The 23,653-nt window shown below is 59.2% G+C and carries 20 protein-coding genes and 1 pseudogene; 12 read left to right on the top strand and 9 right to left on the bottom strand.

Annotated elements, in window-relative coordinates; translation table 11 throughout:
- The first annotated feature begins 1 nt into the window (after position 1).
- A pseudogene (locus tag B3I26_RS02125) lies at positions 2-1,464 on the top strand (N-acyl-D-amino-acid deacylase family protein).
- Between the two features lie 73 nt (positions 1,465-1,537).
- Here the strand turns inward: B3I26_RS02125 and hppD are convergent.
- The 3 genes from hppD to glcC form a co-directional block, all read right to left on the bottom strand.
- The gene (hppD, locus tag B3I26_RS02120) at positions 1,538-2,614 is read right to left on the bottom strand and encodes a 4-hydroxyphenylpyruvate dioxygenase (RefSeq protein WP_296254641.1); all 1,077 of its coding nucleotides are present in this window, start codon (positions 2,612-2,614) and stop codon (positions 1,538-1,540) included.
- A gap of 142 nt (positions 2,615-2,756) precedes the next feature.
- Complete coding sequence (gene maiA / locus B3I26_RS02115) at positions 2,757-3,389, bottom strand: maleylacetoacetate isomerase (RefSeq protein WP_296254676.1); 633 nt, start codon at positions 3,387-3,389, stop codon at positions 2,757-2,759.
- An 81-nt stretch (positions 3,390-3,470) separates the two neighbouring features.
- The gene (gene glcC / locus B3I26_RS02110; RefSeq protein WP_296254639.1) at positions 3,471-4,244 is read right to left on the bottom strand and encodes a transcriptional regulator GlcC; all 774 of its coding nucleotides are present in this window, start codon (positions 4,242-4,244) and stop codon (positions 3,471-3,473) included.
- A 389-nt stretch (positions 4,245-4,633) separates the two neighbouring features.
- Here glcC and glcD point away from each other — a divergent pair, with 389 nt between their 5' ends.
- From glcD to B3I26_RS02085, 5 genes are all read left to right on the top strand, one after another.
- Positions 4,634-6,133 (top strand): glycolate oxidase subunit GlcD, encoded by a 1,500-nt coding sequence (gene glcD, locus B3I26_RS02105; protein WP_296254637.1) that lies wholly within the window; start codon positions 4,634-4,636, stop codon positions 6,131-6,133.
- Positions 6,133-7,230, top strand: coding sequence for a glycolate oxidase subunit GlcE (gene glcE / locus B3I26_RS02100; RefSeq protein WP_409522072.1), 1,098 nt, complete (start codon positions 6,133-6,135; stop codon positions 7,228-7,230). Before glcD ends, glcE begins: the two co-directional genes overlap by 1 nt.
- Positions 7,231-7,233: 3 nt before the next feature.
- On the top strand, positions 7,234-8,457 hold the full coding sequence (gene glcF, locus B3I26_RS02095; RefSeq protein ID WP_296254635.1) for a glycolate oxidase subunit GlcF: 1,224 nt from the start codon (positions 7,234-7,236) through the stop codon (positions 8,455-8,457).
- 43 nt (positions 8,458-8,500) lie between these two features.
- Positions 8,501-8,908, top strand: a complete 408-nt coding sequence (locus B3I26_RS02090; protein WP_296254634.1) for a heme-binding protein — start codon at positions 8,501-8,503, stop codon at positions 8,906-8,908.
- Between the two features lie 213 nt (positions 8,909-9,121).
- A complete protein-coding gene (locus B3I26_RS02085) occupies positions 9,122-11,299 on the top strand; it encodes a malate synthase G (protein ID WP_296254632.1) in 2,178 nt (725 codons plus the stop codon).
- Positions 11,300-11,516: 217 nt separating this feature from the next.
- Here B3I26_RS02085 and B3I26_RS02080 read toward each other — a convergent pair whose 3' ends face one another.
- Positions 11,517-12,533 carry a LacI family DNA-binding transcriptional regulator gene (locus tag B3I26_RS02080; protein WP_296254630.1) on the bottom strand — a complete coding sequence of 339 codons (1,017 nt, stop codon included), beginning with the start codon at positions 12,531-12,533 and terminating at the stop codon, positions 11,517-11,519.
- A gap of 273 nt (positions 12,534-12,806) precedes the next feature.
- Between B3I26_RS02080 and B3I26_RS02075 the strand changes: the two genes are divergently transcribed.
- The 4 genes from B3I26_RS02075 (at position 12,807) to csrA (ending at position 16,439) form a co-directional block, all read left to right on the top strand.
- Positions 12,807-13,322: a gluconokinase gene (locus B3I26_RS02075; RefSeq protein ID WP_296254672.1), complete on the top strand. Its 516-nt coding sequence runs from the start codon at positions 12,807-12,809 to the stop codon at positions 13,320-13,322.
- A gap of 115 nt (positions 13,323-13,437) precedes the next feature.
- On the top strand, positions 13,438-14,790 hold the full coding sequence (locus B3I26_RS02070) for a GntP family permease (protein WP_296254628.1): 1,353 nt from the start codon (positions 13,438-13,440) through the stop codon (positions 14,788-14,790).
- A gap of 108 nt (positions 14,791-14,898) precedes the next feature.
- Positions 14,899-15,752, top strand: a protein-coding gene (locus B3I26_RS02065) for an IS5 family transposase (protein WP_296254626.1) whose coding sequence is annotated in 2 segments (ribosomal slippage) — positions 14,899-15,241 and positions 15,241-15,752 — 855 coding nt in all. Because the reading frame shifts where the segments join, the coding sequence is not laid out codon by codon here.
- A 498-nt stretch (positions 15,753-16,250) separates the two neighbouring features.
- The gene (gene csrA / locus B3I26_RS02060; RefSeq protein WP_062380972.1) at positions 16,251-16,439 is read left to right on the top strand and encodes a carbon storage regulator CsrA; all 189 of its coding nucleotides are present in this window, start codon (positions 16,251-16,253) and stop codon (positions 16,437-16,439) included.
- Positions 16,440-16,665: 226 nt separating this feature from the next.
- Here csrA and B3I26_RS28665 read toward each other — a convergent pair whose 3' ends face one another.
- Positions 16,666-17,085 carry a DUF465 domain-containing protein gene (locus B3I26_RS28665; protein ID WP_313484019.1) on the bottom strand — a complete coding sequence of 140 codons (420 nt, stop codon included), beginning with the start codon at positions 17,083-17,085 and terminating at the stop codon, positions 16,666-16,668.
- Here B3I26_RS28665 and B3I26_RS02050 point away from each other — a divergent pair.
- Entirely contained in the window at positions 17,084-18,328 is a 1,245-nt protein-coding gene (locus B3I26_RS02050; protein WP_296254624.1) for a M20/M25/M40 family metallo-hydrolase, read from the top strand. The genes B3I26_RS28665 and B3I26_RS02050 overlap by 2 nt on opposite strands.
- A gap of 115 nt (positions 18,329-18,443) precedes the next feature.
- Here B3I26_RS02050 and B3I26_RS02045 read toward each other — a convergent pair whose 3' ends face one another.
- Together B3I26_RS02045 and B3I26_RS02040 are read right to left on the bottom strand one after the other, a co-directional pair.
- Positions 18,444-19,382 carry a ketopantoate reductase family protein gene (locus B3I26_RS02045; RefSeq protein ID WP_296254623.1) on the bottom strand — a complete coding sequence of 313 codons (939 nt, stop codon included), beginning with the start codon at positions 19,380-19,382 and terminating at the stop codon, positions 18,444-18,446.
- A gap of 192 nt (positions 19,383-19,574) precedes the next feature.
- Positions 19,575-21,008, bottom strand: a complete 1,434-nt coding sequence (locus tag B3I26_RS02040; RefSeq protein WP_296254620.1) for a pyridine nucleotide-disulfide oxidoreductase — start codon at positions 21,006-21,008, stop codon at positions 19,575-19,577.
- Positions 21,009-21,898: 890 nt separating this feature from the next.
- Between B3I26_RS02040 and B3I26_RS02035 the strand changes: the two genes are divergently transcribed.
- Positions 21,899-22,213 (top strand): hypothetical protein, encoded by a 315-nt coding sequence (locus tag B3I26_RS02035; RefSeq protein ID WP_296254618.1) that lies wholly within the window; start codon positions 21,899-21,901, stop codon positions 22,211-22,213.
- Positions 22,214-22,266: 53 nt separating this feature from the next.
- Here the strand turns inward: B3I26_RS02035 and B3I26_RS02030 are convergent, their stop codons facing one another.
- Together B3I26_RS02030 and B3I26_RS02025 are read right to left on the bottom strand one after the other, a co-directional pair.
- Positions 22,267-22,689, bottom strand: coding sequence for a hypothetical protein (locus tag B3I26_RS02030; protein ID WP_296254616.1), 423 nt, complete (start codon positions 22,687-22,689; stop codon positions 22,267-22,269).
- 387 nt (positions 22,690-23,076) lie between these two features.
- Positions 23,077-23,340, bottom strand: coding sequence for a DUF1652 domain-containing protein (locus B3I26_RS02025; RefSeq protein WP_296254614.1), 264 nt, complete (start codon positions 23,338-23,340; stop codon positions 23,077-23,079).
- Between the last annotated feature and the right edge of the window lie 313 nt (positions 23,341-23,653).

Genomic DNA, 23,653 nt, shown 5'->3' with positions numbered 1-23,653 from the left:
CATGCTTTACGACCTGATCATTCGCGACGCGCTGGTGATCGACGGCAGCGACAGCCCCGGCTACCGCAGCGACGTGGCCATCGGCGACGGGCGTATTCAACGCATCGGCGAGCTCGACGGTGTGCCGGCCCGGGAAGAGCTGAACGCCGCTGGCCGGGTGTTGGCACCGGGCTTCATCGACGTTCATACCCATGACGACACGGTGGTGATTCGCCACCCCGAAATGCTGCCGAAGATCACCCAGGGCGTGACCACGGTCATCGTCGGCAACTGCGGCATCAGCGCTTCGCCGGTGACGCTGCAGGGCGATCCGCCGGACCCGATGAACCTGCTTGGCTCGGCCGCCGCCTTTGCTTATCCGCGCTTCAGCGACTATCGCCAGGCCGTGGATCGGGCGCGCCCCAGCGTTAACGTAGCGGCGCTGGTCGGCCATACAGCGTTGCGCAGCAACCATATGAACGATCTGTTGCGCAGCGCAAGCGCTGGAGAAATTAGCGCCATGCGCGAACAGCTGCGCGAAAGTCTGCAGCAAGGCGCGCTGGGGCTGTCGACCGGTCTGGCTTACGCGTCGGCTTATTCGGCAGCAACCGATGAAGTCAAGCAACTGGCCGAGGAGCTGACGGCGTTTGGCGCGGTGTACACCACCCATCTGCGCAGCGAATTCGAGCCGGTACTGGAGGCAATGGACGAAGCATTCGATATCGGCCGACACGCCCGCTCGCCTGTCGTGGTTTCACACCTCAAATGCGCAGGTGCGGGCAACTGGGGCCGCAGCCCACAGCTGCTCGCTTCGCTGGAAAAAGCCGCGCTGACTCAAGCGGTGGGTTGTGACTGCTATCCCTACGCGGCCAGCTCTTCGACGCTTGATCTGAAGCAAGTCACCGACGCGTTTCCTATCACCATTACCTGGTCCACACCGTACCCAGATCAAGGCGGGCGCGACCTTGGGCAGATCGCTGCCGATTGGGGCCTGTCACTGCTGGAAGCCGCGCGCAAACTGCAACCGGCTGGCGCGGTGTATTACGGCATGGATGAAAACGATGTGCAGAACATCATGAAACACCCGCTGTCGATGATCGGCTCGGACGGCCTGCCGGAAGACCCGTTTCCACATCCGCGCCTGTGGGGAGCGTTCCCCAGGGTGCTGGGGCATTTCAGCCGTGATCTGGGGCTGTTCCCGCTACACAGGGCCATCCACAAGATGACCGGCCTGAGCGCCACGCGCTTCGGCCTGCATCAGCGCGGTTTCGTTCGTGAAGGCTATTGGGCGGACCTGGTGCTGTTCGATGCAGCCACCGTTCGCGACGTTGCCGACTTCAAGCAACCCCAGCGCGCCGCGCAGGGCATCGAGCGTGTGTGGGTGAACGGACATTTGAGTTACGCCGACGGAATACTGCAAGGTGAGCGTCAGGGGCGGTTCTACCGAGGAGCGGCTCATTGATGGAAGGCTTCGCTCACGCCTGAGCCAAGGCTGGCCTTATGCCCTGTAGCAGCACGGCCGCGCTGCTACAGGGGGTTGCGGAGCAGGGCTTTTCAATCAGTCGGCTGTCAGCACGCCACGGCGCAGTTGATCGCGCTCGATCGATTCGAACAGCGCCTTGAAGTTGCCTTCACCGAAGCCGTCATCGCCCTTGCGCTGAATGAACTCGAAGAACACCGGGCCCATTAGGGTTTCCGAGAAAATCTGCAACAACAGCCGCCGGCTGCCGCTTTCGGACGTTCCATCCAGCAAAATGCCCCGTGCCTTCAGTTCGTGCTCCGGCTCGCCATGATTGGGCAGGCGCCCTTCAAGCATTTCGTAGTAGGTGTCCGGCGGCGCGGTCATGAAGCGCATTCCCAAGGCTTTCAAGCGATCCCACGTATCGATCAGGTCCTCGGTGAAGAACGCGACATGCTGGATACCTTCGCCGTTGAACTGCATCAGGAACTCTTCGATCTGCCCGGCGCCTTTCGAAGATTCCTCGTTGAGCGGGATGCGGATCATGCCATCGGGGGCCGTCATCGCTTTCGACGTCAGGCCGGTGTATTCGCCCTTGATGTCGAAGTAGCGAAGCTCGCGGAAGTTGAACAGCTTTTCATAGAAATTGGCCCAGTACGCCATGCGTCCGCGATAGACGTTGTGGGTTAGATGGTCGATGAACTTCAGGCCTGCACCTTGCGGGTCACGGTCGACGCCTTCGATGAACACGAAGTCGATGTCGTAGATCGATGTGCCTTCGCCGAAGCGGTCGATCAGGTACAGCGGCGCGCCGCCGATGCCCTTGATCGCTGGCAGACGCAGTTCCATCGGGCCAGTGGCGATTTCGATCGGTTGCGCACCCAGTTCCAGCGCGCGTTTGTAGGCGGCCTGCGAATCCTTGACCCGGAAGGCCATGCCACACACGGAAGGACCATGCTCAGCGGCAAAGTAGGACGCTTCACTGTTGGGCTCGTTATTGAGAATGATGTTGATCGCACCCTGGCGATACAGCGCCACGTTCTTGGAACGGTGATTGGCAACCTTGGTGAAGCCCATCATCTGGAAAACCGGTTCCAGGGTACCAGGCGTCGGTGCGGCGAACTCGATGAACTCAAAGCCCATCAGGCCCATTGGATTTTCGTAGAGATCAGTCACGGTCCTGCTCCTGCTAAAAAGTGAAATGCACGGCGGCGGAGATCACTGTTCAGCGGGTGGCGCGCACGGAATACCCCGAACGCTGCGGGCGAGAAAGTCGCCGAAAATCAGTTGCAAGCCGAGAATTTTCATTGAGGAAGCGTTACTCCGGCTTATCGGCCTGGGCGTCAGGATGGGCTTGCTGGAAAGCAGGATGCCGCAACGCCAGCGCCTCTACTCGACAGATGCGCGGGAAGGCACTCAAATCGATATTGAAACGGCGGGCTGCATACAGTTGCGGCAACAGGTAAACGTCTGCCAGACCGACCGCGCCGAAGCAGAAACCTTCATCCCCCATCAACGCCTCTACGGCCGACAACCCTTCGCTGATCCAATGGCCGATCCAGGCGGTCACGTCCCCTTCGCCATGGCCCAGGCCGCGCAGGCGGTTGAGCACGGCAGCGTTGTGCAGAGGGTGAATATCGCAGCCGATCAACGCGGCCACTTCACGATGTCGCGCACGCTCTAGCAGATCGACGGGCAGCAAGGGCGGCGTGGGCGACCGCTCTTCCAGGTACTCGATGATCGCCATCGACTGAATGATCACCTCGCCCGCGTCGACTCGTAGCGCCGGTACCCGCCCCTGGGGATTGATTGCCAGATACGCGGCTTTGCGGTGCTCGCCGCCGTCACGGATAAGGTTGACTGGAATCGAGTTGAACTCAAGGCCCTTCAGCGCCAGGGCAATGCGCACCCGATAACTGGAGGTTGAGCGGTAGTAGGTAAAAAGATCCACGGCATGGCCTGTCATTGTTGTTATTTTCGTAAACGACTTACGCAACGCGTAAACTGCGCGATTCCCTGCCGACTGTCAAGGTCAGGTCCAACCCTCCAACCGTAATGTTGCTCTGACCAGACGCTGCTCTTCGTTTTCGATTTCCCGCAGGTTTTCGCAGATATTTTGGATGTGGGCGACAGCGGCCTTGCGTGCCTGCTCCGGCAGACGCCCGATGACGGCAGTGTAGAGCCGGGCGTGGTGCCGGTCGATCTGACGCTTTTGCGCATCTCGGTGATAAAGATTGTTGACGGAGGCGAACACCGTGTTGAGCAGCAGGTCGGTCAGGGAACGCAAGGTCTGCACCAACACCGGATTGTGCGAAGCCTCGCTGATCGCCAGATGGAAAGCGTGGTCCAGTCGCGCATGCTCGCAAGCAGCCAGTGGGTGATCGTGGGCGGCGACCAGGGCGTCATAGGCGCGGGTAATCAGTACAAAGTCCGCATCGGTACCACGCAGCGCTGCCAGCCGCGCGGACTCGCCCTCTAGCAGGCTGCGCACTTCAAACAGGTCATACAGGGTGCGAGGTTGCGAGGCGAACAAGTGCATCAGCGGCGAGGCGTCAGTGATTCCCAGCCCACCCATCCGCGCGACGAATGAGCCCTGACCGTGTCGGGTTTCGATGATTCCGCGGGCGCGCAGCAGCTTCAGGCCTTCGCGCAATGCCGTGCGCGAGACGCCGAGCTTTTCTGTCAGGCGTCTCTCGGAAGGCAGCAACTGCCCGACCTTGAGCACGCCATCGACGATCAGTCGTTCGATGCGTTCGCTGACCACGTCAGCCACTTGTTGAGGGCGTATTTTGACGGAGGGTTCCATGGGATTTTGGCTCCAAGGCAAGGCAAACGAACTGCGCCAATCGTGTAGCTGTATCAATCGCCGGCAATGGCGTTCACTCAACCGCTGCCGCTGCCGCTGGCGAGCCGCAATGAACCAGCAAGCGGAGACTGGCAAGGGCCCTTCACTGGTATGACCAGTACTACCCTCACGAATAACCAACGCACCTACGCACAACAACTCTTTGAATTAGTTCGTTTTTGTTAAAAATCGTTGTGCAAATGCCAAAATAAACTGGTTCGACCAGTGCGTTCAGACATGGACAGTAAAGGCCGTACGGCCAATGATGCAAGTCAGCCGTAGAACGTTCCGCTCAGGGACGGGCCTCATATAAAACCCTTTATAAAAACAAGAGGGATCGCGAGCCCATCATGAATATTCTGTACGACGAACGCGTCGATGGCGCATTGCCCGTCATTGACAAGACCCAATTGCTGCAGGCCTTGCAGGCGCGGCTGCCTGATCTGGACATTCTCCACCGTGAGGAAGAACTGCGCCCTTACGAATGCGACGGCTTGTCCGCCTATCGCACCACACCGATGCTGGTGGTACTGCCGCAGCGGGTCGAGCAAGTGCAGACACTGCTCAAGGTATGCCACGAGCGCGGCGTTCCGGTGGTGGCGCGTGGCGCGGGCACGGGGCTCTCGGGCGGCGCCTTGCCGCTGGAAAAAGGCGTGCTGCTGGTGATGGCGCGCTTCAACAAGATCCTGCACATCGACCCGGCCGGTCGCTTCGCTCGAGTCCAGCCCGGCGTTCGCAACCTGGCTATCTCCCAGGCTGCGGCCCCTTATGACCTGTATTATGCCCCTGACCCCTCCTCGCAGATTGCCTGCTCCATCGGCGGCAACGTTGCCGAAAACGCCGGTGGTGTGCATTGCCTCAAATACGGCCTGACCGTGCATAACCTGCTCAACGTCGAGATTCTCACGGTTGAAGGCGAGCGTCTGGTGCTGGGATCGGACGCGCTGGATACCCCCGGCTTCGACCTGCTGGCGCTGTTTACCGGCTCCGAAGGCATGCTCGGCGTCATCACCGAAGTCACCGTGAAATTGCTGCCCAAACCGCAAGTCGCGCGGGTGCTGCTGGCTGCGTTCGATTCCGTGGAAAAAGCCGGTCGTGCCGTGGGTGACATCATTGCCGAGGGCATCATCCCCGGCGGCCTGGAAATGATGGACAACCTGGCAATACGCGCCGCCGAGGACTTTATCCACGCGGGCTATCCGGTAGACGCCGAAGCGATTCTGCTGTGCGAGCTGGATGGTGTGGAAGCCGACGTTCACGACGATTGCGACCGGGTCCGCGCGGTGCTGGAAAAGGCCGGCGCCACGCAAGTGCGCCAGGCAAGGGACGAAGCCGAACGGGTGCGCTTCTGGGCCGGACGCAAGAATGCCTTCCCTGCGGTCGGTCGGCTGTCGCCGGATTACTACTGCATGGACGGCACCATACCGCGTCGGGAATTGCCGGGCGTGTTGAAGGGCATATCCGCACTGTCCGAGGAATACGGCCTGCGCGTTGCCAACGTTTTCCACGCCGGCGACGGCAACATGCACCCGCTGATCCTGTTCGATGCCAATCAGCCCGGCGAGCTGGACCGCGCCGAAGCGCTGGGCGGCAAGATTCTCGAACTGTGCGTGAAGGTCGGCGGCAGCATCACCGGCGAGCACGGTGTAGGCCGCGAGAAGATCAATCAAATGTGCGCGCAGTTCAACGGCGACGAACTGACGCTATTCCACGCCGTGAAAGCGGCGTTCGACCCCAGCGGCATGCTCAACCCCGGCAAGAACATTCCAACCCTGCACCGCTGCGCGGAATTCGGCGCGATGCATGTACACATGGGCAAGCTGCCCTTCCCTGAACTGGAGCGTTTCTGATGGGTGGCGAACGACAATCCTATATCCGCGCTCAGGATCGAGACGCCAGCGAGGGACTGCTGGAACAGGTCAACGAGGCGATTCAACTCGGCTTGCCACTGCGCATCCAGGGTGCTAACAGCAAGGCATTTCTCGGTCGCGAAGTGGCTGGGGAAGTGCTCGATACGCGGGCTCATCGCGGCATTGTTACCTATGACCCGACCGAATTGGTGATCACCGCCCGGGCTGGCACGCCCCTTAGCGAGCTGAACGCGGCGCTGGAACAGGCCGGACAAATGCTGCCTTGCGAGCCGCCGACCTTTAGCGACGGCGGCGTCGGCGATGCAACTGTCGGTGGAATGATCGCAGCCGGGTTGTCCGGCCCGCGTCGACCGTGGTCCGGTTCGGTGCGCGATTTCGTGCTGGGCACCCGAGTGATCACTGGCCTGGGCAAGCATCTGAAATTCGGCGGTGAGGTGATGAAAAACGTCGCCGGTTACGACCTGTCGCGCTTGATGGCCGGCAGTTTTGGCTGCCTGGGCGTGATCACAGAAGTCTCGTTGAAGGTATTGCCCAAGCCGCGGCTGTGCACCAGCATTGCCATGGAAATGGACCTGCCCCGTGCTCTTGCCCGCCTGGCCGAATGGGGTCAACAGCCATTACCCATCAGCGCCGCCAGTCACGACGGCCGGCTGCTGCGCCTGCGTCTTGAGGGAGGTGAAGGGTCGGTGACGGCAGCCCAGGATCGTTTGGGTGGCGATGCCATCGATCCGGTGTACTGGCGCACTTTGAACGAACATCGATTGGACTTTTTTACCGATGGCCGACCGCTGTGGCGCCTGTCGCTGCCGACCAGCACCGGTGTGCTAAACCTTCCGGGCGATCAGTTGATCGATTGGGGCGGCGCGCAACGCTGGTTGAAGACCTGCGCCTGCGGCAGCGAGATTCGCGCCATCGTCGGCGCCGTCGGCGGCCATGCCACCTGTTACAGCCACGGCCTGGACGACGTCCCGTTCCAGCCCCTGCCCGCCCCGCTGCTGCGCTATCACCGCCAGCTCAAGGCGCAACTCGATCCGCACGGGGTGTTCAATCCGGGCCGGATGTACGCAGAGATTTGAATCATGCAGACCACCCTGAGTGAATACGCCAAAAGCCTGCCCCGTGGCGAAGAAGCCGAGAGCATCCTGCGCAGTTGCGTGCACTGCGGTTTTTGCAATGCCACCTGCCCGACCTATCAGTTGCTGGGCGACGAACTGGATGGCCCGCGTGGACGTATCTATCTGATCAAGCAAGTGCTCGAGGGGTGCGAAGTCACCGAAAAAACCCAGCTGCACCTGGACCGCTGCCTGTCCTGTCGCAACTGCGAGACCACCTGCCCTTCGGGGGTCGACTATCACAACCTGCTGGACATCGGCCGTGCCGTGGTCGATGCCGCCGTACCCCGGCCAATCGGTCAGCGCCTGCTGCGCGAAAGCCTGCGCGCGGTGGTTCCAAATCCCGGGCTGTTCAAGCGCCTGACCCAGATTGGCAATGCGTTCCGGCCGCTGCTGCCCGGCAATCTGCAAGCCAAGCTGCCCGCTGATATTCGCCCGGCCAAAGCGCGCCCGACCCGGCAACATGCACGCCAGGTGCTGATTCTGGAAGGTTGCGTGCAGCCTGGCCTGTCGCCGAACACTAACGCAGCAACGGCGCGAGTGCTGGACCGGTTGGGGATCAGCGTTCGATCCATCGCCCAGGCCGGTTGCTGCGGCGCGGTGGACTATCACCTTAATGCACAGGAGCAGGGCCTGCAGCGTGCCCGGCGTAACATCGACGCCTGGTGGCCTGGCGTTCAGGCTGGCGCCGAAGCGATCGTGCAGACCGCCAGCGGCTGCGGCGCCTTCGTCAAGGATTACGGGCATATGCTGCGCGACGACCCGGAGTACGCCGAAAAAGCCGCGAAGGTCAGCGCAATAACCAAAGACCTGGTGGAAGTGCTGCGTGCCGAACCGCTGGAAATGCTCGGCGCCTGTACCAGCGCCAAGCTGGCATTCCATTGCCCGTGCACCCTGCAACATGCGCAGAAACTCGGCGGCGCGGTGGAGTCGGTATTGAGCCGGCTGGGCTTCAATCTGACCACGGTGCCCGACAGTCACCTATGCTGTGGCTCGGCGGGTACCTATGCCATTACCCAGCCGGCGCTCGCCAGGCAGCTGCGTGACAATAAAATGAATGCGCTGGAGAGCGGCAGACCGCAAGTCATCGCTACCGCTAACATCGGTTGCCAGACCCACCTTGCCAGCGCGGGACGCACACCCGTCAAACACTGGATCGAACTCATCGAGGACGCCCTGCATCCAAGTTGATCGCAGGCCGTCTTGACCACACACGCCCCCTAAGGAGAGCTGCATGAAAAGCAAATCCATACTGACCCAGATCGAAGTCGCCCAAATTCTCGCCGCCGCCCGTAAAGAGGCCCAGGCCAACGGCTGGGCCGTGTCCATCGCCGTCACCGACGACGGCGGCCACCTGCTGGGTTTCGAGCGTCTGGACGACTGTGCACCGATCGGCGGTTATATCGCTATCGAAAAAGCCCGCACCTCGGCCCTCGGTCGTCGCGAGTCCAAAGGCTATGAAGAGATGGTCAATGGCGGCCGAACCGCGTTCGTCAGCGCGCCCTTGCTGACCTCGCTGGAAGGCGGCGTGCCGGTGATTGTCGATGGCCAGACCATCGGCGCGGTGGGCGTGTCCGGGGTGAAGGCCGATCAGGATGCTCAGGTGGCCAAGGCCGGTGTCGCGGCAGTAAACGCGCAGTAGTGCCAGATTCTGCCTGCAGGGCGTAGGAACCCGGCTTGCCTGCGATTCGCTGCGAACCGGTTGAGCACCCAGAGGCTGCCGAGCGTCAGGTAAACCCGGCGCCTGAATTTCACTGCCGGTTACCGACGGGTCGCAGGCAAGCCAGCTTCCGCGCCCTGCGGGGCAGATGCGAGCCTGGCGTCACATCACATGTTTTTTAACGGAGAGCCCGAGATGACCGAATTCGTCAACTGCCACAACCTCAAGGTGGCAGCCGATCTGAAACGCTTTGTCGACGAGGACGTGCTTCCCGGAACAGGGCTGAGCGCGGAGGTTTTCTGGGCCGATTTCGACTCCCTGGTTCACGACCTCGCGCCGATCAATCGTGAGCTGCTGGCTGAGCGCGAGCGCATGCAGACCCAGCTCGACAAGTGGCATAAATCCAATCCGGGCCCGGTCACCGACATGCCCGCATACATCGCGTTTCTGGATTCCATCGGCTACCTGCAACCGGTACCGGGCGAAGTTCAGGCGACCACCAGCAAGGTCGACATTGAGGTCAGCGAACAGGCGGGTCCGCAACTGGTCGTGCCCGCCGCCAACGCACGCTATGCGCTGAACGCCGCCAACGCGCGCTGGGGCTCGTTGTACGACGCGCTGTATGGCACTGATGCGATTTCAAGTGCCAACGGTGCGGAAATCAAGGCGGGCTACAACCCGCTGCGGGGCGCCAAAGTCATCGCCTTCGCCCGCGCGCTGCTGGATGAAGCGGCACCTTTGTCGAGCGGCTCCCACCTCGATGCCAAGGCCTATACCGTAGACAGCGGCGAACTGCTGGTCACGCTCGCCGATGGCAGCCAGTCACGTCTGGCGCAGCCGGAAAAATACGTCGGTTATCAGGGTGAACCGGCGCAGCCCAATGCGATTCTGTTGAAGAACCACGGCCTGCACATCGAAATCCAGATCGACCCAAACAGCCCGATCGGCAGCACGGACCCTGCGGGCATCAAGGACCTGCTGCTGGAAGCGGCGCTGTCGACCATCATCGACTGCGAAGACTCGGTAGCCGCTGTCGACGCGGACGACAAGCTGGTGATCTACCGTAACTGGCTGGGCCTGATGAAGGGTGACCTTACCGAAGAACTGGTCAAGGGTGGCAAAACCCTGACGCGCCGGCTCAATCCCGACCGGGAATACACTGCCGCCGATGGCAGTCACATCGCGCTGCACGGTCGCTCATTGCTGTTCATTCGCAATGTCGGCCACCTGATGACCAACCCGGCGATTCTCTACGACGGCAACAAGGAAATCCCCGAGGGCATTCTCGACGGTGTGATCACCAGCCTTATCGCCTTGCATGACCTGCACAACCGCAGCAACTCGCGAGCGGGCAGCGTATACATCGTCAAACCGAAGATGCACGGCCCGGACGAAGTGAAGTTCGCCGATCAATTGTTCAGCCGTATCGAAGACGTGCTGAAGATTCCGCGCAACACCCTGAAGATGGGGATCATGGACGAAGAGCGGCGCACCAGCGTCAACCTCAAGGCGTGCATCGCTGCGGCATCGGCCCGGGTGGCGTTCATCAATACCGGCTTCCTCGATCGCACCGGCGACGAGATGCATACCTCCATGGAAGCGGGGCCGATGCTGCGCAAGGGTGATATGAAAGCTACGCCCTGGATCAAGGCTTACGAGCGCAGCAACGTGCTGGTGGGTCTGGCCTGCGGTCTGCGTGGCCGGGCACAGATCGGCAAGGGCATGTGGGCGATGCCGGATCAGATGGCGGACATGCTGGAACAGAAAATCGCTCATCCCAAAGCGGGCGCGACCACAGCCTGGGTGCCATCACCGACCGCCGCAACGTTGCACGCGCTGCACTACCACAAGGTGGACGTAAAGTCGGTACAACAGGAACTGGAACAGGTCGACCTAGACAGCGTCAGCGAGGATATCCTGCTGGATTTGCTGAGCATTCCGGTAGCCGCCGACCCGAAATGGACCGAAGAGCAGATTCTTGAAGAAGTCGAAAACAACGCGCAGGGCCTGCTCGGTTATGTAGTGCGTTGGGTCGAGCAAGGCGTTGGCTGTTCGAAAGTACCGGACATTCACAACGTCGGCCTGATGGAAGACCGCGCCACCTTGCGCATCTCCAGCCAGCACATTGCCAACTGGGTGCGCCATGGCGTGATACACGAGCATCAAGCGCTGGAAACGCTCAAACGCATGGCCAAGATCGTGGACAAGCAGAATGCCGGTGACTCGGCCTACACGCCGATGGCGGAGAACTTCGAAAAGTCGGTAGCGTTCCAGGCCGCATGCGCGCTGGTGTTCAAAGGGCGCGAGCAACCGAGCGGGTACACAGAGCCATTGCTGCACAAGTTCCGCCTGGCGTTCAAAAAGGAGGAATAATCAGCATCAATCTGCCGATCATGCCCACGCTATGGGTGGGCATGCATCCCGTGACATTCTCCTTCAGCGTCAAGCCACGCGCAGTGTACCGGGCTGCGCTACCCCTGCGAACGAGGGAATGATCGAGCGCGGTGTCAGACAGACCGCCGTCGTCGCCGTCGTAACGTGTAGAAGCGCCTCCATTGCGCTCACCGTGCGCGCAGACGCTTCCACCGTCTCAGGTACTTTCCCGCACCACCAGCTCAAAGCCCAGATCCACCTGTGCTTGCTGCACATTACCGTCCAGCAACCCGAGCAGTAATTGCGCGGCACGCTGGCCAACCTGTTCGCGGGGAGTGCGGATCGAGGTCAGACGCGGCACCATGTGCGCCGAGCCGGGCAAGTCGTTGAAGCCGATCAGCGACACCCGCTCAGGAATCTTGATGTCGCGGCGAAGCGCTTCCAAAGCGGCACCCTGGGCGAGGTCGTCGTTGCAGAAAAACACCCCGTCCACGTCCGGATGCTCGGCCAGCAGACGAGCAAACAACTCCCCTCCCAGACCGATCGACGACGGCAGTGGCGAAGCCATCTGCAGGGCTTCGTCGTACAGCCCTTCTGCTTCTAACGCGCTGCGAAAACCCGCGCCGCGCTGAATCACCCTCGGGTCCAGCTGAGCAGACACATAGGCCAGGCGCCGCCGCCCGCGATTCAACAGATGCCGCGCCGCAGCCGCCCCGGCCTGCTGCTGGGAAAACCCTACGCAAGGCTCGGCACGGCTCGGATCGAGTTCCATCATGTGTACGCACGGCACGCCGCTGGACGCTAACAACTGCTGCGCCGCCTGACTGCGGTCAAAGCCGGTCAGGATGATGCCCCGTGGCCGGTTTGCCAGATGGCTGCGCAGCAGGTTTTCTTCCTCTGCGGGCGAGTAGTGATAGTTACCGATCACCACTTCCAGACCACGGGGGCGCAGAACGTTCTGGATGGCCTCAAGTGTCTCGATGAACAACTGGTTGGACAGCGATGGCACCAGCACCACCACCGTTTGACTCTGCGAGGAGGCCAGCGCCCGCGCTGCAGGATTGGCGACGTAGCCTAGACTCTGCGCAGCAGCGCGCACTTTCGCCACCATTTCCGGGGCGACCGTCGCCACGCCGCGCAGGGCTCGCGAGGCTGTGATGGGCGAGACAGCGGCCAGCCTTGCGACTTCGTTTAGGGTAGGACGACCGGTGGATCGGGAACCAATGCGTGTCATGCGTTGCCAACTGGTTGGAAGGATAAGCCGAGGGGGTTGCGATTGCGTGGGATGGGCTCTAAGGTAGCGCTATCTCACGGAGGCCCGCAACTTTCTTCGCTCGTGTTAACCACGCCGGAGGGTGCATCTCATGGATCAGCGAGATACCCATAACAATGACTACACCCGGAAACAGTCTTGCCGGTTTTGCACACCTTGCGGCAGAGACAGCGCTGTCTTCGGGACGAGGTTTTTATGACTACTGCTCCACATGCTATTTCCGCCGTCGTGGTGATGGGTGTTTCCGGTTGCGGCAAAAGCGCCGTTGGCGCTGAAATCGCCCAGAACAGCGGCGGCCGCCTGATCGAGGGCGACGCCTTTCACCCGCAAGCCAACATCGACAAAATGAGCGCTGGCCATCCTCTTAATGACGAAGACCGCGCCGGGTGGCTGACGCGCCTGGGCGAAGAAGTTGCGACTGCCGTGCGCAACGGTGAAAAACCTATCCTGACCTGCTCTTCCCTCAAGCTCAGCTATCGCGACCGTCTGCGTGCCGCAGTGCCGGGCCTGGGCTTCGTGTTTCTTGAGCTGACCCGCGAACTGGCCGCCGAGCGCTGTTCGCATCGACCAGGACACTTTATGCCGGCCAGTCTGGTCGACAGTCAATTCGCAACCCTTGAACCCCCCTATGGCGAAGATCGCACGCTGGTCGTGGACGCGACCAAATCGATTGAGTCCATCGGCGCCGAAGCGGCCACGTGGTGGAACGCCTCGCAAACCTCATCTGCCACCGCTCTGACGGGCTCTTGATCTTCAAGCCTGCGTGAGCGACGAAGACAGCGCTGTCTTTTTATGTACACAAGGCAGTGAACACCAGCGCTGAGCAGTAGCTCCAAAAAAACAAAATACAACGGAGAGACACCCCATGTTCGGTATGACTCAAGACACGTATCTACTTGTCGATGCGTTGGTGACCATCATTGGCCTCGTGCTGCTGATCACCAAGTTCAAGGTCCACCCTTTTATTGCACTGACCATCGCCGCCGGTTTCCTCGGCCTGACCTCGGGCATGCCTGTAGACAAGGTCATGAAATCGTTTCAGGACGGTTTTGGCGGCGTACTGGGCTTCGTCGGTATCATCCTCGGCCTTGGCACCATGCTCGGCAAACTGATGGCTGACTCTGGTGGAGCCGACCAGATCGCGCAGACCCTAATCCGTCGCTTCGGCAAGGAGCGGGTGCACTGGGCCATGATGTTTTCGGCGTTTCTGGTGGGTATCCCGCTGTTCTTCGAAATCGGCTTCGTGCTGCTGATCCCGCTGGTGTTCATCGTTGCCCGTCGCAGCGGCGTGCCCATCGTCAAGATCGGTATTCCGCTACTGGCAGGCCTGTCCGCCGTTCACGGCCTGGTGCCGCCGCATCCAGGTCCGTTGCTGGCTATCGGCATCTTCAACGCGGACATCGGCAAGACCATTTTCTACGGTCTGATCGTTGCCTTCCCGACAGCGATCCTCGCGGGTCCGATCTTCGGCAAGTGGATTGCCAAACGCATCCCTGGCAACCCCAATAAGGAGTTGATGGACCAGATTGCCAAGGAGTCGACAAACGAGAACCTGCCAAGCTTCGGGGTCACACTGGTGACCATCCTGCTGCCGGTGTTCCTGATGCTGCTCAAGACCTTTGCCGACGTTGCGTTGCCCAATGGCCACATCTTTCGCATTTGGATGGATTTCATCGGCCACCCGATCGCTGCCTTGCTGTTCGCACTGTTGCTGGCGTTCTACACCTTTGGTTCGGCCCGTGGCTTCAGCCGCGAGCAGATCATCAAGCTGCTGGACCAGAGCCTGGCGCCGGTGGCTGCGATCGTCTTGATCGTGGGTGCCGGGGGTGGCTTCAAGCAGATGCTGGTGGACAGCGGTGTCGGCAACCTGATCGGTCACATGGCGGTTCAGGCGCAGATCTCGCCGATCCTGTTAGCCTGGCTGGTCGCAGCGGTGATTCGTGTGGCCACCGGCTCGGCGACCGTTGCAACCATCACCGGTGCCGGCATCGTCGCGCCGGTCGTAGCCCTGGTGCCGGGTGTCAACCGCGAGTTGCTGGTGTTGGCCACCGGCGCGGGGTCGTTGATCCTGTCACACGTGAACGACGCCGGTTTCTGGCTGGTCAAGCAGTACTTCAACATGACCGTGATCGAAACCCTGAAAACCTGGACCGTGATGGAAACGATCCTTTCGGTGGTCGGTATCATTCTGATCATGCTGTTGTCGCTGGTGGTTTGATTCGCTGACTGCTGCACCCATGCCCACCCTCGCGGTGGGCATTTTGTTAGGTTTTGTACGAAAAGTCGGTGCGGGTAGAATTGCCGCCATGATTGGCTGGAGGCCCGCATGGCAAAGCGTTACGAACTCTCCGATGCATCCTGGGAATTGATCAGGGATCTGGTTTCTCCAGAGCAGAAAATGGGTCGACCACGCAGTGATGATCGTCTGGTACTCCACGGAATCCTTTGGGTGCTTTGCTCTGGCGCAGCCTGGCGTGACCTGCCGGAACGCTTTGGGCCCTGGTCAACGGTGTATCAGCGTTTTCGTGACTGGCGCGACGACGGCACATTCGACCGAATACTGGAGCGGTTGCATATTCGACTGAACCGCGAAGGACTGATTGATCTGGACACCTGGATGATCGATTCCACAGCGGTACGTGCAACCCGAGCCTCTTCAGGCGCCGGGAAAAAGGGGGGCCTGAAGAACCGCTAGACCATGCCCTGGGACGCAGTCGAGGCGGCCTTACTACCAAGATCCACATGGTCTGCGACGCCAATGGCGTTCCCTTACGCTTCATCCTTTCATCGGGACAAGCCAGCGATATCGCCCACGCCCAACCGCTGTTGGATCAGGTGCGAATTCCCGGTAAGCCGGGGCGACCACGCAAGCGTAGTCGCTGGTTACTGGCTGACAAAGGCTATGACGCAGAACACCTGCGTCATTACTGCGACCGTTACCGAATGCAGCCGGTGATCCCGCTGCGCGCCATGCCACGCAAACCCCGACCGGGCTTGTCCCGACTCTTTGATCGTCCAAAGTATCGACAGCGGAACATCATTGAGCGGATGTTTGGCTGGCTAAAAGAGAACCGCAGAATAGGGACTCGCTACGACAAGCTGGCCAGGAGCTTTGCAGCCATGGTCACGCTGGCCTGCAGCCTACGTTGTATGCGGCAATACTTTTCGTACAAAACCTAGGGCAGCCGCCTTTCGCTTGAATGTCCCTCAAACAGGCACCATAACGTTCATAACCACCCCGCCAATACCTGCAAACGACTGGCTAGCGGCTATTTCTCTCCAAGCGTTATCAGTTCGCCCTCACACATTTCAGAAGTCTCCTACAATCCTCTAGGAAATCACCTACAGCCTGCTTAATGAAAATTTCATGGCCGCCCGGCACGAGTTCTTTGCATTAAGTGCAAAAGGAGTGTGCAATAGGCGCCGCCTCGGATCCGGCTATCAAGGTCATAGCCAATTATTTCGAGGTGTAATGCCAAAGAGCAGGCAAAATTCGCGTGTCGTTTGGCCTCAGGAGACAGCATGCCAATGACAAGAAGATGAACCTGGGGAATTAAACTCGTACCAATGGCGTCATACTGATGACCGCATTTGGATGCACTCGGCAATCACCACCACCCAAAGGCTAACGCCAGCCTCCTGGTAGAGGCGCTTCAAGAGGCCATCAAGGAAAAGATTATGTTGATACTCACCCGCAAAGTCGGCGAAAGCATAAACATTGGTGATGAAATCACCGTCACCATTCTGGGCGTACAGGGCCTTCAAGTCAGGCTCGGCATCAACGCGCCGAAGAACGTTTCGGTACACCGTGAAGAAATCTACAAACGTATCCAAGCCGAGATCGCGCCTAATCAAGAGCCGCAGTGAACCAACCGGTTCATCTTCTTAGCAAGTTCGTCTGCTGCTTCCCGGCAGCAGACAGGAATCAACGGCGTAGTCTGCGACGCCGTTTTTTTTCGTCTTGATGTTGGATCCATTATCTCTACTTGTGCCCTTCCTTATCCCTGTAACTAACCCGAGCAGCTTTTATAACAAAAAGGGCCGGCATTCCGTGGAAAACCAGCCCTTGGGACAGACTAATCGTTTTGATCAATCAGCTTGAAGGAGGAAGGTGCTGGACAATCTTATCTTTGGCCAGCAAGCGTTTCTCCTTGAGTTTTTTGAGCTGATCATCCGAAACGTCGCCTGCAGATCCCTCTTCTGCTTTAACAATGTCTGCATCGACCGTTTCGTAATCCTCCACCAGCTTGTTGAGCTTGGCATCCTCGCTGCGATGCTTGCCCAGAGAGTCTCTGGTGATGCCCAAATCCGCGTACAAATCGTGCTTGACCGGCATAGTGCGCTGCTCCTCTGACGACTGATGATGAATTATTGAGGGTTGCTGGCCCAGAAGGTTCGACCTTTTTGCCGGCCAGCCGGTCGATGGCGAACGTCGTCGCATTTGGACATGCATGATCCTGTTCAACGCGATAGGGTTGTTGGACACAATTTCATACAACAAGGATCGACTCATGACTTCACCGTTTGCCCGTTCCGTACTTGCCAGTGCCCTGACGCTGGGCCTGGCTTTCGGTTGCGCCGGGCCCGTCTTCGCCGAACCCAACAAACAGGTGCAGGCCGATGCCGAGCAATACAAGGCACAAGCGCTAAAACTGCTGGAGCGGCTGGTCAATATCGACACCGGCTCGGGTTATGAACCAGGTCTGACACAGGTGCGCGACATCGTTGTGGACGAGTTGAAAAAACTCGGCGCAACCATCGAGACCGTCCCTAATACCGCGCCGGACAAAAGCAGCCATGTGGTCGCCACCTTCAAGGGCACCGGCAAGGCGAAAATCCTGCTGATGGCGCACATGGACACCGTGTTCAAGGAAGGCTCCGCCGCCGCGCGCCCGTTCACTATCAAGGATGGCCGCGCCTACGGCCCGGGCGTGATGGATGACAAAGGCGGGATCGTTGCTGGCCTGTATGCGCTGAAAATTCTCAAGAACCTGGACTTCAAGGATTACGCGCAGATCACATTCCTGCTGGATGCCAGTGAAGAAACCGGTTCCAAGGCCGCCACCGAGCTGATTCAAAAAGTTGCAAAAGCGCATGACGTTACCTTGAACCTCGAACCGGGGCGTCCGGCCGATGGCCTGGTGGTGTGGCGTAAAGGCAGCGGTACCGCCGTGGTCGAGGTTAAGGGCAAGGCATCCCACGCAGGCGTGGCGCCGGAGCTTGGACGTAACGCCGCAATGGAAGCCGCGCATCAGATTCTGCAACTGGGCAAGCTGGGCGATTTGGAGAAGAAAACCACGATCAATTTCACGGTGCTCAACGCCGGGGACCGGGTCAACGTAATTCCAGATCAAGCCACCGCCAAGGCAGACGTGCGCGTGGCAGTGCCGGAGGAGTTTGATCGCATCGAGAAAGATCTGGCGCGGGTGTCGGCCGACAAGCTGATACCGGAAATCGAAGTGACGACTCGCCTGGAGCGTGGGTTGCCACCGATGCCGCAAACGGCCGAATCCGACAAGCTGGTCGACATCGCTCAGGGCATCTACGGTGAGATCGGTCGCAAGCTGACCGTCGAAGGCAGTGGTGGCGCGGCGGATGCCAGCCTCTCGGCCGGTGTCGGCGTACCGACGCTCGATGGCTTTGGCATCGTTGGTGGCAACATTCATACGCCCGAGGAATATGCCGAAGTAGACAGCGTTTCGCCGAGGATCTATCTGCTGACGCGGATGATCATGGAGCTGACCAAGGCAAAGTAATGCGTAACCCGAGTCAGTTGCCGACTCGCGACCGTCCCTAGCAGCACGCTTGCCAGCGGTGCCCCGGCATCGAGCACCGCCGGCAAGCCGTGCTGCCGCACCGGACCATTCCAGCCTAGCCTTGCTGGCGCAAGCGCCGGGCCTCATAGGACTTGAGATTTAGATAGACGACATCCAGCACCGACAGCTGATCGGGCGACTTATCAGGATCGCAGCGCCGCGCAATCATGTCCCCTATCACGTGTTCGACCTCGATCGGCGCTGCGCGCTCGATGTCACGCAGCATGGAAGCGGTCATCTTCGAACCCTGGGTGGTCAGCATGCTTTGGAAACGCTCGCGCACATCACTTCGAAGTGTATAGCCTGCGCCTTCGGCGATGTCGGCGCATTCGGCAAGCAGTCTGAGCACCAGAGCCTCGCCGTCGCTGGCGATTACATCCCCGATGCTGGCACGCATGGCGCCCGTGATGCCAGCAGCAGTGGCGATGAAGCACCACTTCTCCCACATTTCCTGAACGATCTGCTGACTCAGCCTGGCGTCGAATCCTGCGTCGGCAAGGACGTGCGTCACTGCCTGAATACGCGGCGTCAAGGCACCGCTCAACTCACCGAATGACAACTGATTGGTTTCGTTCAGATGCAGGATCGTCCCCGAGGCATCGCGGTCCAGGGAAATCAGGCACTGCCCGCCCAGCACATTATCAGGCGCAAAACGCTGGCCCAGGCGCTGCAGATGCGCCATGCCATTGAGCAACGGCAGGATCAGCGTATCGGGGCCCACCGCAGCGGCAAAGGCGTCCATCGCCGCATCCAGGTCATAAGCCTTGCAGGACAGGATGATCAGATCGAATACCTGATCGAGCATCGGCGCCATGACGTGGGGCGCCGACGGGTACAGGATATTGCCCAACGGGCTGCGCACGACCAGGCCGTCGCGGTCAAGCTCCTCTGCCCGCCCGGGGCGCACCAGGAACGTTACATCGCGTCCGGCTTCCAGTAACCGGCCGCCAAAATAGCCGCCTATAGCACCTGCACCCACAATCAAAATACGCATTTTGTGCCGGTTCCTTATCGAGTCGCTCGCAGGTGTGCGAAGACCCCAGCATAGGCCACGGCCCGGACTCTATCAAAAGCATGATGACGGCCAGACTATAGAATCTGGTCCAGTACATCGTCCTGTTTGATCCAAGGGAAATTCCCGAACCTCCCATGCCGATCGAAAGCAAGCAGGTGCGAAAAATGAATATCAGGATTGTGCGTTGGCCATCAGTGCCGGCCAGAGGAACGGCTGTCTCGGCTCTTCGCAATCGGCTCCCCCTTTGCGGCTGACGCTGGTCGGCTGGAGGACTGGCTGCTGCAGCCGCGCCAGCACTGCATCGATCACTGCGCCGCTGGCGTCATGGTGAAACTGCCAAACGCCATAGATGCGTCCGTCGAAAGACGCTTCACTGCCCAGGCGCGGATCGACGCCCAGGCCTGCGCCCAATCCGAACAGATGCAGCCCATGAAGACGTTGCCCGGTGCTGTCCAGCGGACAGCCGGAGGGGTCCGAATCCACGCCGCCCTTGACCGCCATCAGGTTGATGGCCTCGCCACCGGCGTAGCTCAAAGCAGGCAGCAACGGCTGATAACCGGTGCATTGCACCACCACGTCGGACTCAGCCAGGGCTTGGCGCGCTCTGTCGAAATGACCCTCGGGGCCGTTCCGGGTCTGCAGCATCTGCACGCGCACGCCGGTTTTGCCGATATGCCCATTTGCCAAGGCTTCCCGTCCAATGTCCAGCGCGCGATAACGCAGGCCCCCTGAACGATTGACCCTGCCGGAGACCGGGCATACGTCCTTGATTAGATCGAACATGTAACCGGCAGCGAGCGCCGCCTCGGCTGTTTCGTAGAACAGCCGGATGGGGGAGCGGTGTACCAGCGTTACTTCACGCAACCCGGCGAACTCCAGCGCATCGGCAAGGTTTTCAAGTACGGAAAAAGCACTGTGAGAACCGCCTACCACGCTTACCCGGCCATTACACGCGAGCATGGGTGCGAAATAATCGCGCAGTTGCACGCCGTTCATGCGCAACAGCAAGTCGGCGCTCAACACCCTGGCTGCAGGTGGCACTGCCAAGCCTTGGTCGGCAAGGCTATTGAGCAGGTGCTGCGGATCCTGCCGCCCACCCAGGTTCAAGACCACTGAGCGGCAACGAATGCGCCGAGAGCGTCCTTCGGACTCAACCCAAACCTGATACTCATTATCCTGGCTGACAACTTCGGTGATGGTGGTACTGGTCCATAGTTTCACGCCGTAGTGCTCGACGACGAAGTTCAGCACCAGGGTCGACGCTTCCGCCAGCAGCTCGGCGACATCGGCGAGCTGCGGCGCACTGTGCGCCTGGCGTCGGATTCGCCAGTACGCCGGGGAATGTTCGAGAGGCTCGAATACATCGCGCAGCGCCGGGTCGCGCAGACAGTCAAGGAACACATCGCCAACCGAGTTAGCGGTGATCCGGTAATCCCCCAGTCGGCCCGTTCCGGGATGGGGACTTGCATCGACAATGATCAGCCCGTCCTTGGCCAGCTCAGGCATTGCTCCACTTTTCAACGCATTGAAAAGCAGCCCCATCCCTGCCGGTCCGGCCCCTCCGACAACACAACCGCATACGGTTTCCAGATGATCTCCATACATAATCTTGACTCCGAACTTAGTCGATGCGTTGAGTGCAGCCTAACGACTGACCCTGAGTGACAGGCATCCCTGGACGCCCGCCCTGACCTAACTTCCTTTTATTCACACTGGATACTGACTGGCAAAGTTGATGCAACGTGGGGCATTAATGGCACGATGAGCGTGCGCGCACCGGTCGAAAAAGATCGAGTTGTTATTCGCTCAAGTTTATTCGGCGTGGGGCCGCGCGCTTGGCACGCAAACCCGGCCACCTGATCCGATCGACAAGCAATGGTAAAAAACCTCGCCAATCAATGAGTTGACTCACTCGGATCCCGGAGGCACTACTGCCGTTACACAGAATGCCTGGAGCGCTGGCATGAGAGAAAATCATGAACAAACCAGGTTTGCCACAAATGGTTACAACTTAAAACTGTAAAGCGATAGTTTCAAAAAAGCGGGGAAGTGTCAAATTTTCGAGAAAACCCAAAAAACCAACGACGGTACGTTTAACTTGTTGATATTTAAACCTTTATTTTTCTTGGCGCCATATTAAAGGCGCTCATCTCGACGGCCATGCTTTTTTAAAATCGAAATCGATGGTTTATTGCTGCCTAACTTATCATCCATTAAGTTCGCACCCCGCTTTTTAAGCTAAAGACATAAATCTGACACTTTTCCCGGCGTTAGTTCAACGCTACAAAAGACTCTCGATTTATCGACTGTAATATCCGCCCAATCAAAATAATGACGTCAGCGATCTATCAGCAATGACCTAGCAATCAGCTGACGCCATTTTTGCAACCGATGAACGGTCAGAACGTTCGCCGAAAAAAGAGAACTATTTCAATCGCATCCGCCTCCATTATCAGGCTTACGCTCACTTTCGAATGGACATTGAGGTCGCAGACATGAATGCTGAAAAAAACCGCCGGTCTAGCATTGCCGAAATCGATTATTCCCGAGACACCCTTTTCGGTCCGATTCCCATGCAGGCGACCTGCCGGGTGAGGCTGGCCACTATCGAACAAGACGGTCACACGCTGCGCGAGCTGACGATAATTGGCGACGTTCCTGACTTCCTATCCAAGTCGTCCATCATTCGGGTAGCGCTGGATGGCAGGATAGAGGCGGGTCCGGTCCGTGATCATTACGCGACTCAGGACAGCGGCGAAGAGCAATTCAGGCTGCTGTTCGAGGACGAACATCCGCAGCGAGTGCATTGATTGCCACCTGCGCAGGACGGACGCCTGCGTATGATGATCGGTGCACGAGCAGGTTATTGCGACCGCATGCCCGGTCGCAGGCCGGAATGGGCGTCGGCATGCAGATTCCCACCGTCAAGCATCAATGCAGGACTGAGCGGACCCTGCACGTCAGCCCGCTCGACATCAACGGGAGCGTAGCCTTCGACTTTACGTTCAACTTGCTGACGGTATCGCAAGCCGTCAAGGCGGGGTGCGGCGTCCAGCACCGGGTCGGGCGGCAAAAGGCGCTGGCGCTCCAATGCAGTCATCGGTGGCTGAAAAGAGGCATTACGGCTTTCCAGGCGTTGCAACATAAAGCCGATGGCCGTGACACATACAATAACGATAGCTAGCAGCAGCGCCACGCCAAGCACTACTTTGCGTCGGCGTAGCATGCGCCGGGTATGCGCACCTTGTGCAGTTACCCTGATGCCCTCGGACTGATTCTCAGCCATGCATTCCCCTTGAAATCGTTATGGCGTTGCGCCGCAGCGTGCGGCCTTAAGATAAAAGGTAATGGACGCATTGCCAACGGCTTTTGATGCATCCCCCCCGGTAAGCTGTCGGATACCGGATGCTGTACGTGCGTACAATGGCCGAACCTTTCAGGTATGAAGTGCGGCTAATAATATCAGTGCCGCTCGATATAACCGATTTGTCTGTCATTACAATGATCGTTTCGCCGCGAATACCCTATACCCGGTTGCTGGACTGAATACTCAGCTCAGTTATAACGATTGAAGTTAATAATCCCCGAGGTCTAGCGCGTCGCTATGTAATAAGCCCACGACGGATATGTCGTGGGCATGAGAGGCAAGAACTTATTTATGGCGGCTAAGCAATCAGCCTACCAGGGTATGCCGCTGTACGTGTTGCGGTGCTCCTATATCGGCCCGCAGCTTCAAGATAAGCTCGCAAAGCGCGCGGCTGGTGTCCAGCGTGTCGAGCCTGATACCACTCGCCAGTAGGTCGACGCGATCGGTAACAGGGTCAATAACCTCAACGGTCATAGCGTCATCAATGATCGTGCAGTTGCAGCGCTTGGGCAAAAATGCGCTTTCTATAATACTGCGCAGTTCAAGGTTCGACAGGGTACATGCGATCATGAGCGATATCCTCCTGCGGCGGCCTCTGTTAACACTGCACAGGGGACGCCAGTCTCTGTATGGATAAGCTATTTCAATCGCTAAAGCTTTTTCGTTGCTACTAGCCTAATAGTTCATCCAGTTTCGCCCTCAACTCTAAGGCGTTGGCGAATAATCAAGTTATACGCCTCGCCCCAATGTGAAGCAACCGCCCCGGAAACCATACCTGCTTACGCACTTTTTTATGATGCGTACACCGAAAAAACGTTTCACACGTTCACTAGGTTTTGTACGAAAAGTATTGCCGCATACCACGTAGGCTGCAGGCCAGCGT

Origin of the sequence: Pseudomonas sp. UBA5706 (assembly GCF_002419965.1) — a bacterium.
Lineage (GTDB): Bacteria > Pseudomonadota > Gammaproteobacteria > Pseudomonadales > Pseudomonadaceae > Aquipseudomonas.
This window is presented reverse-complemented; position numbering and strand designations above follow the sequence as displayed.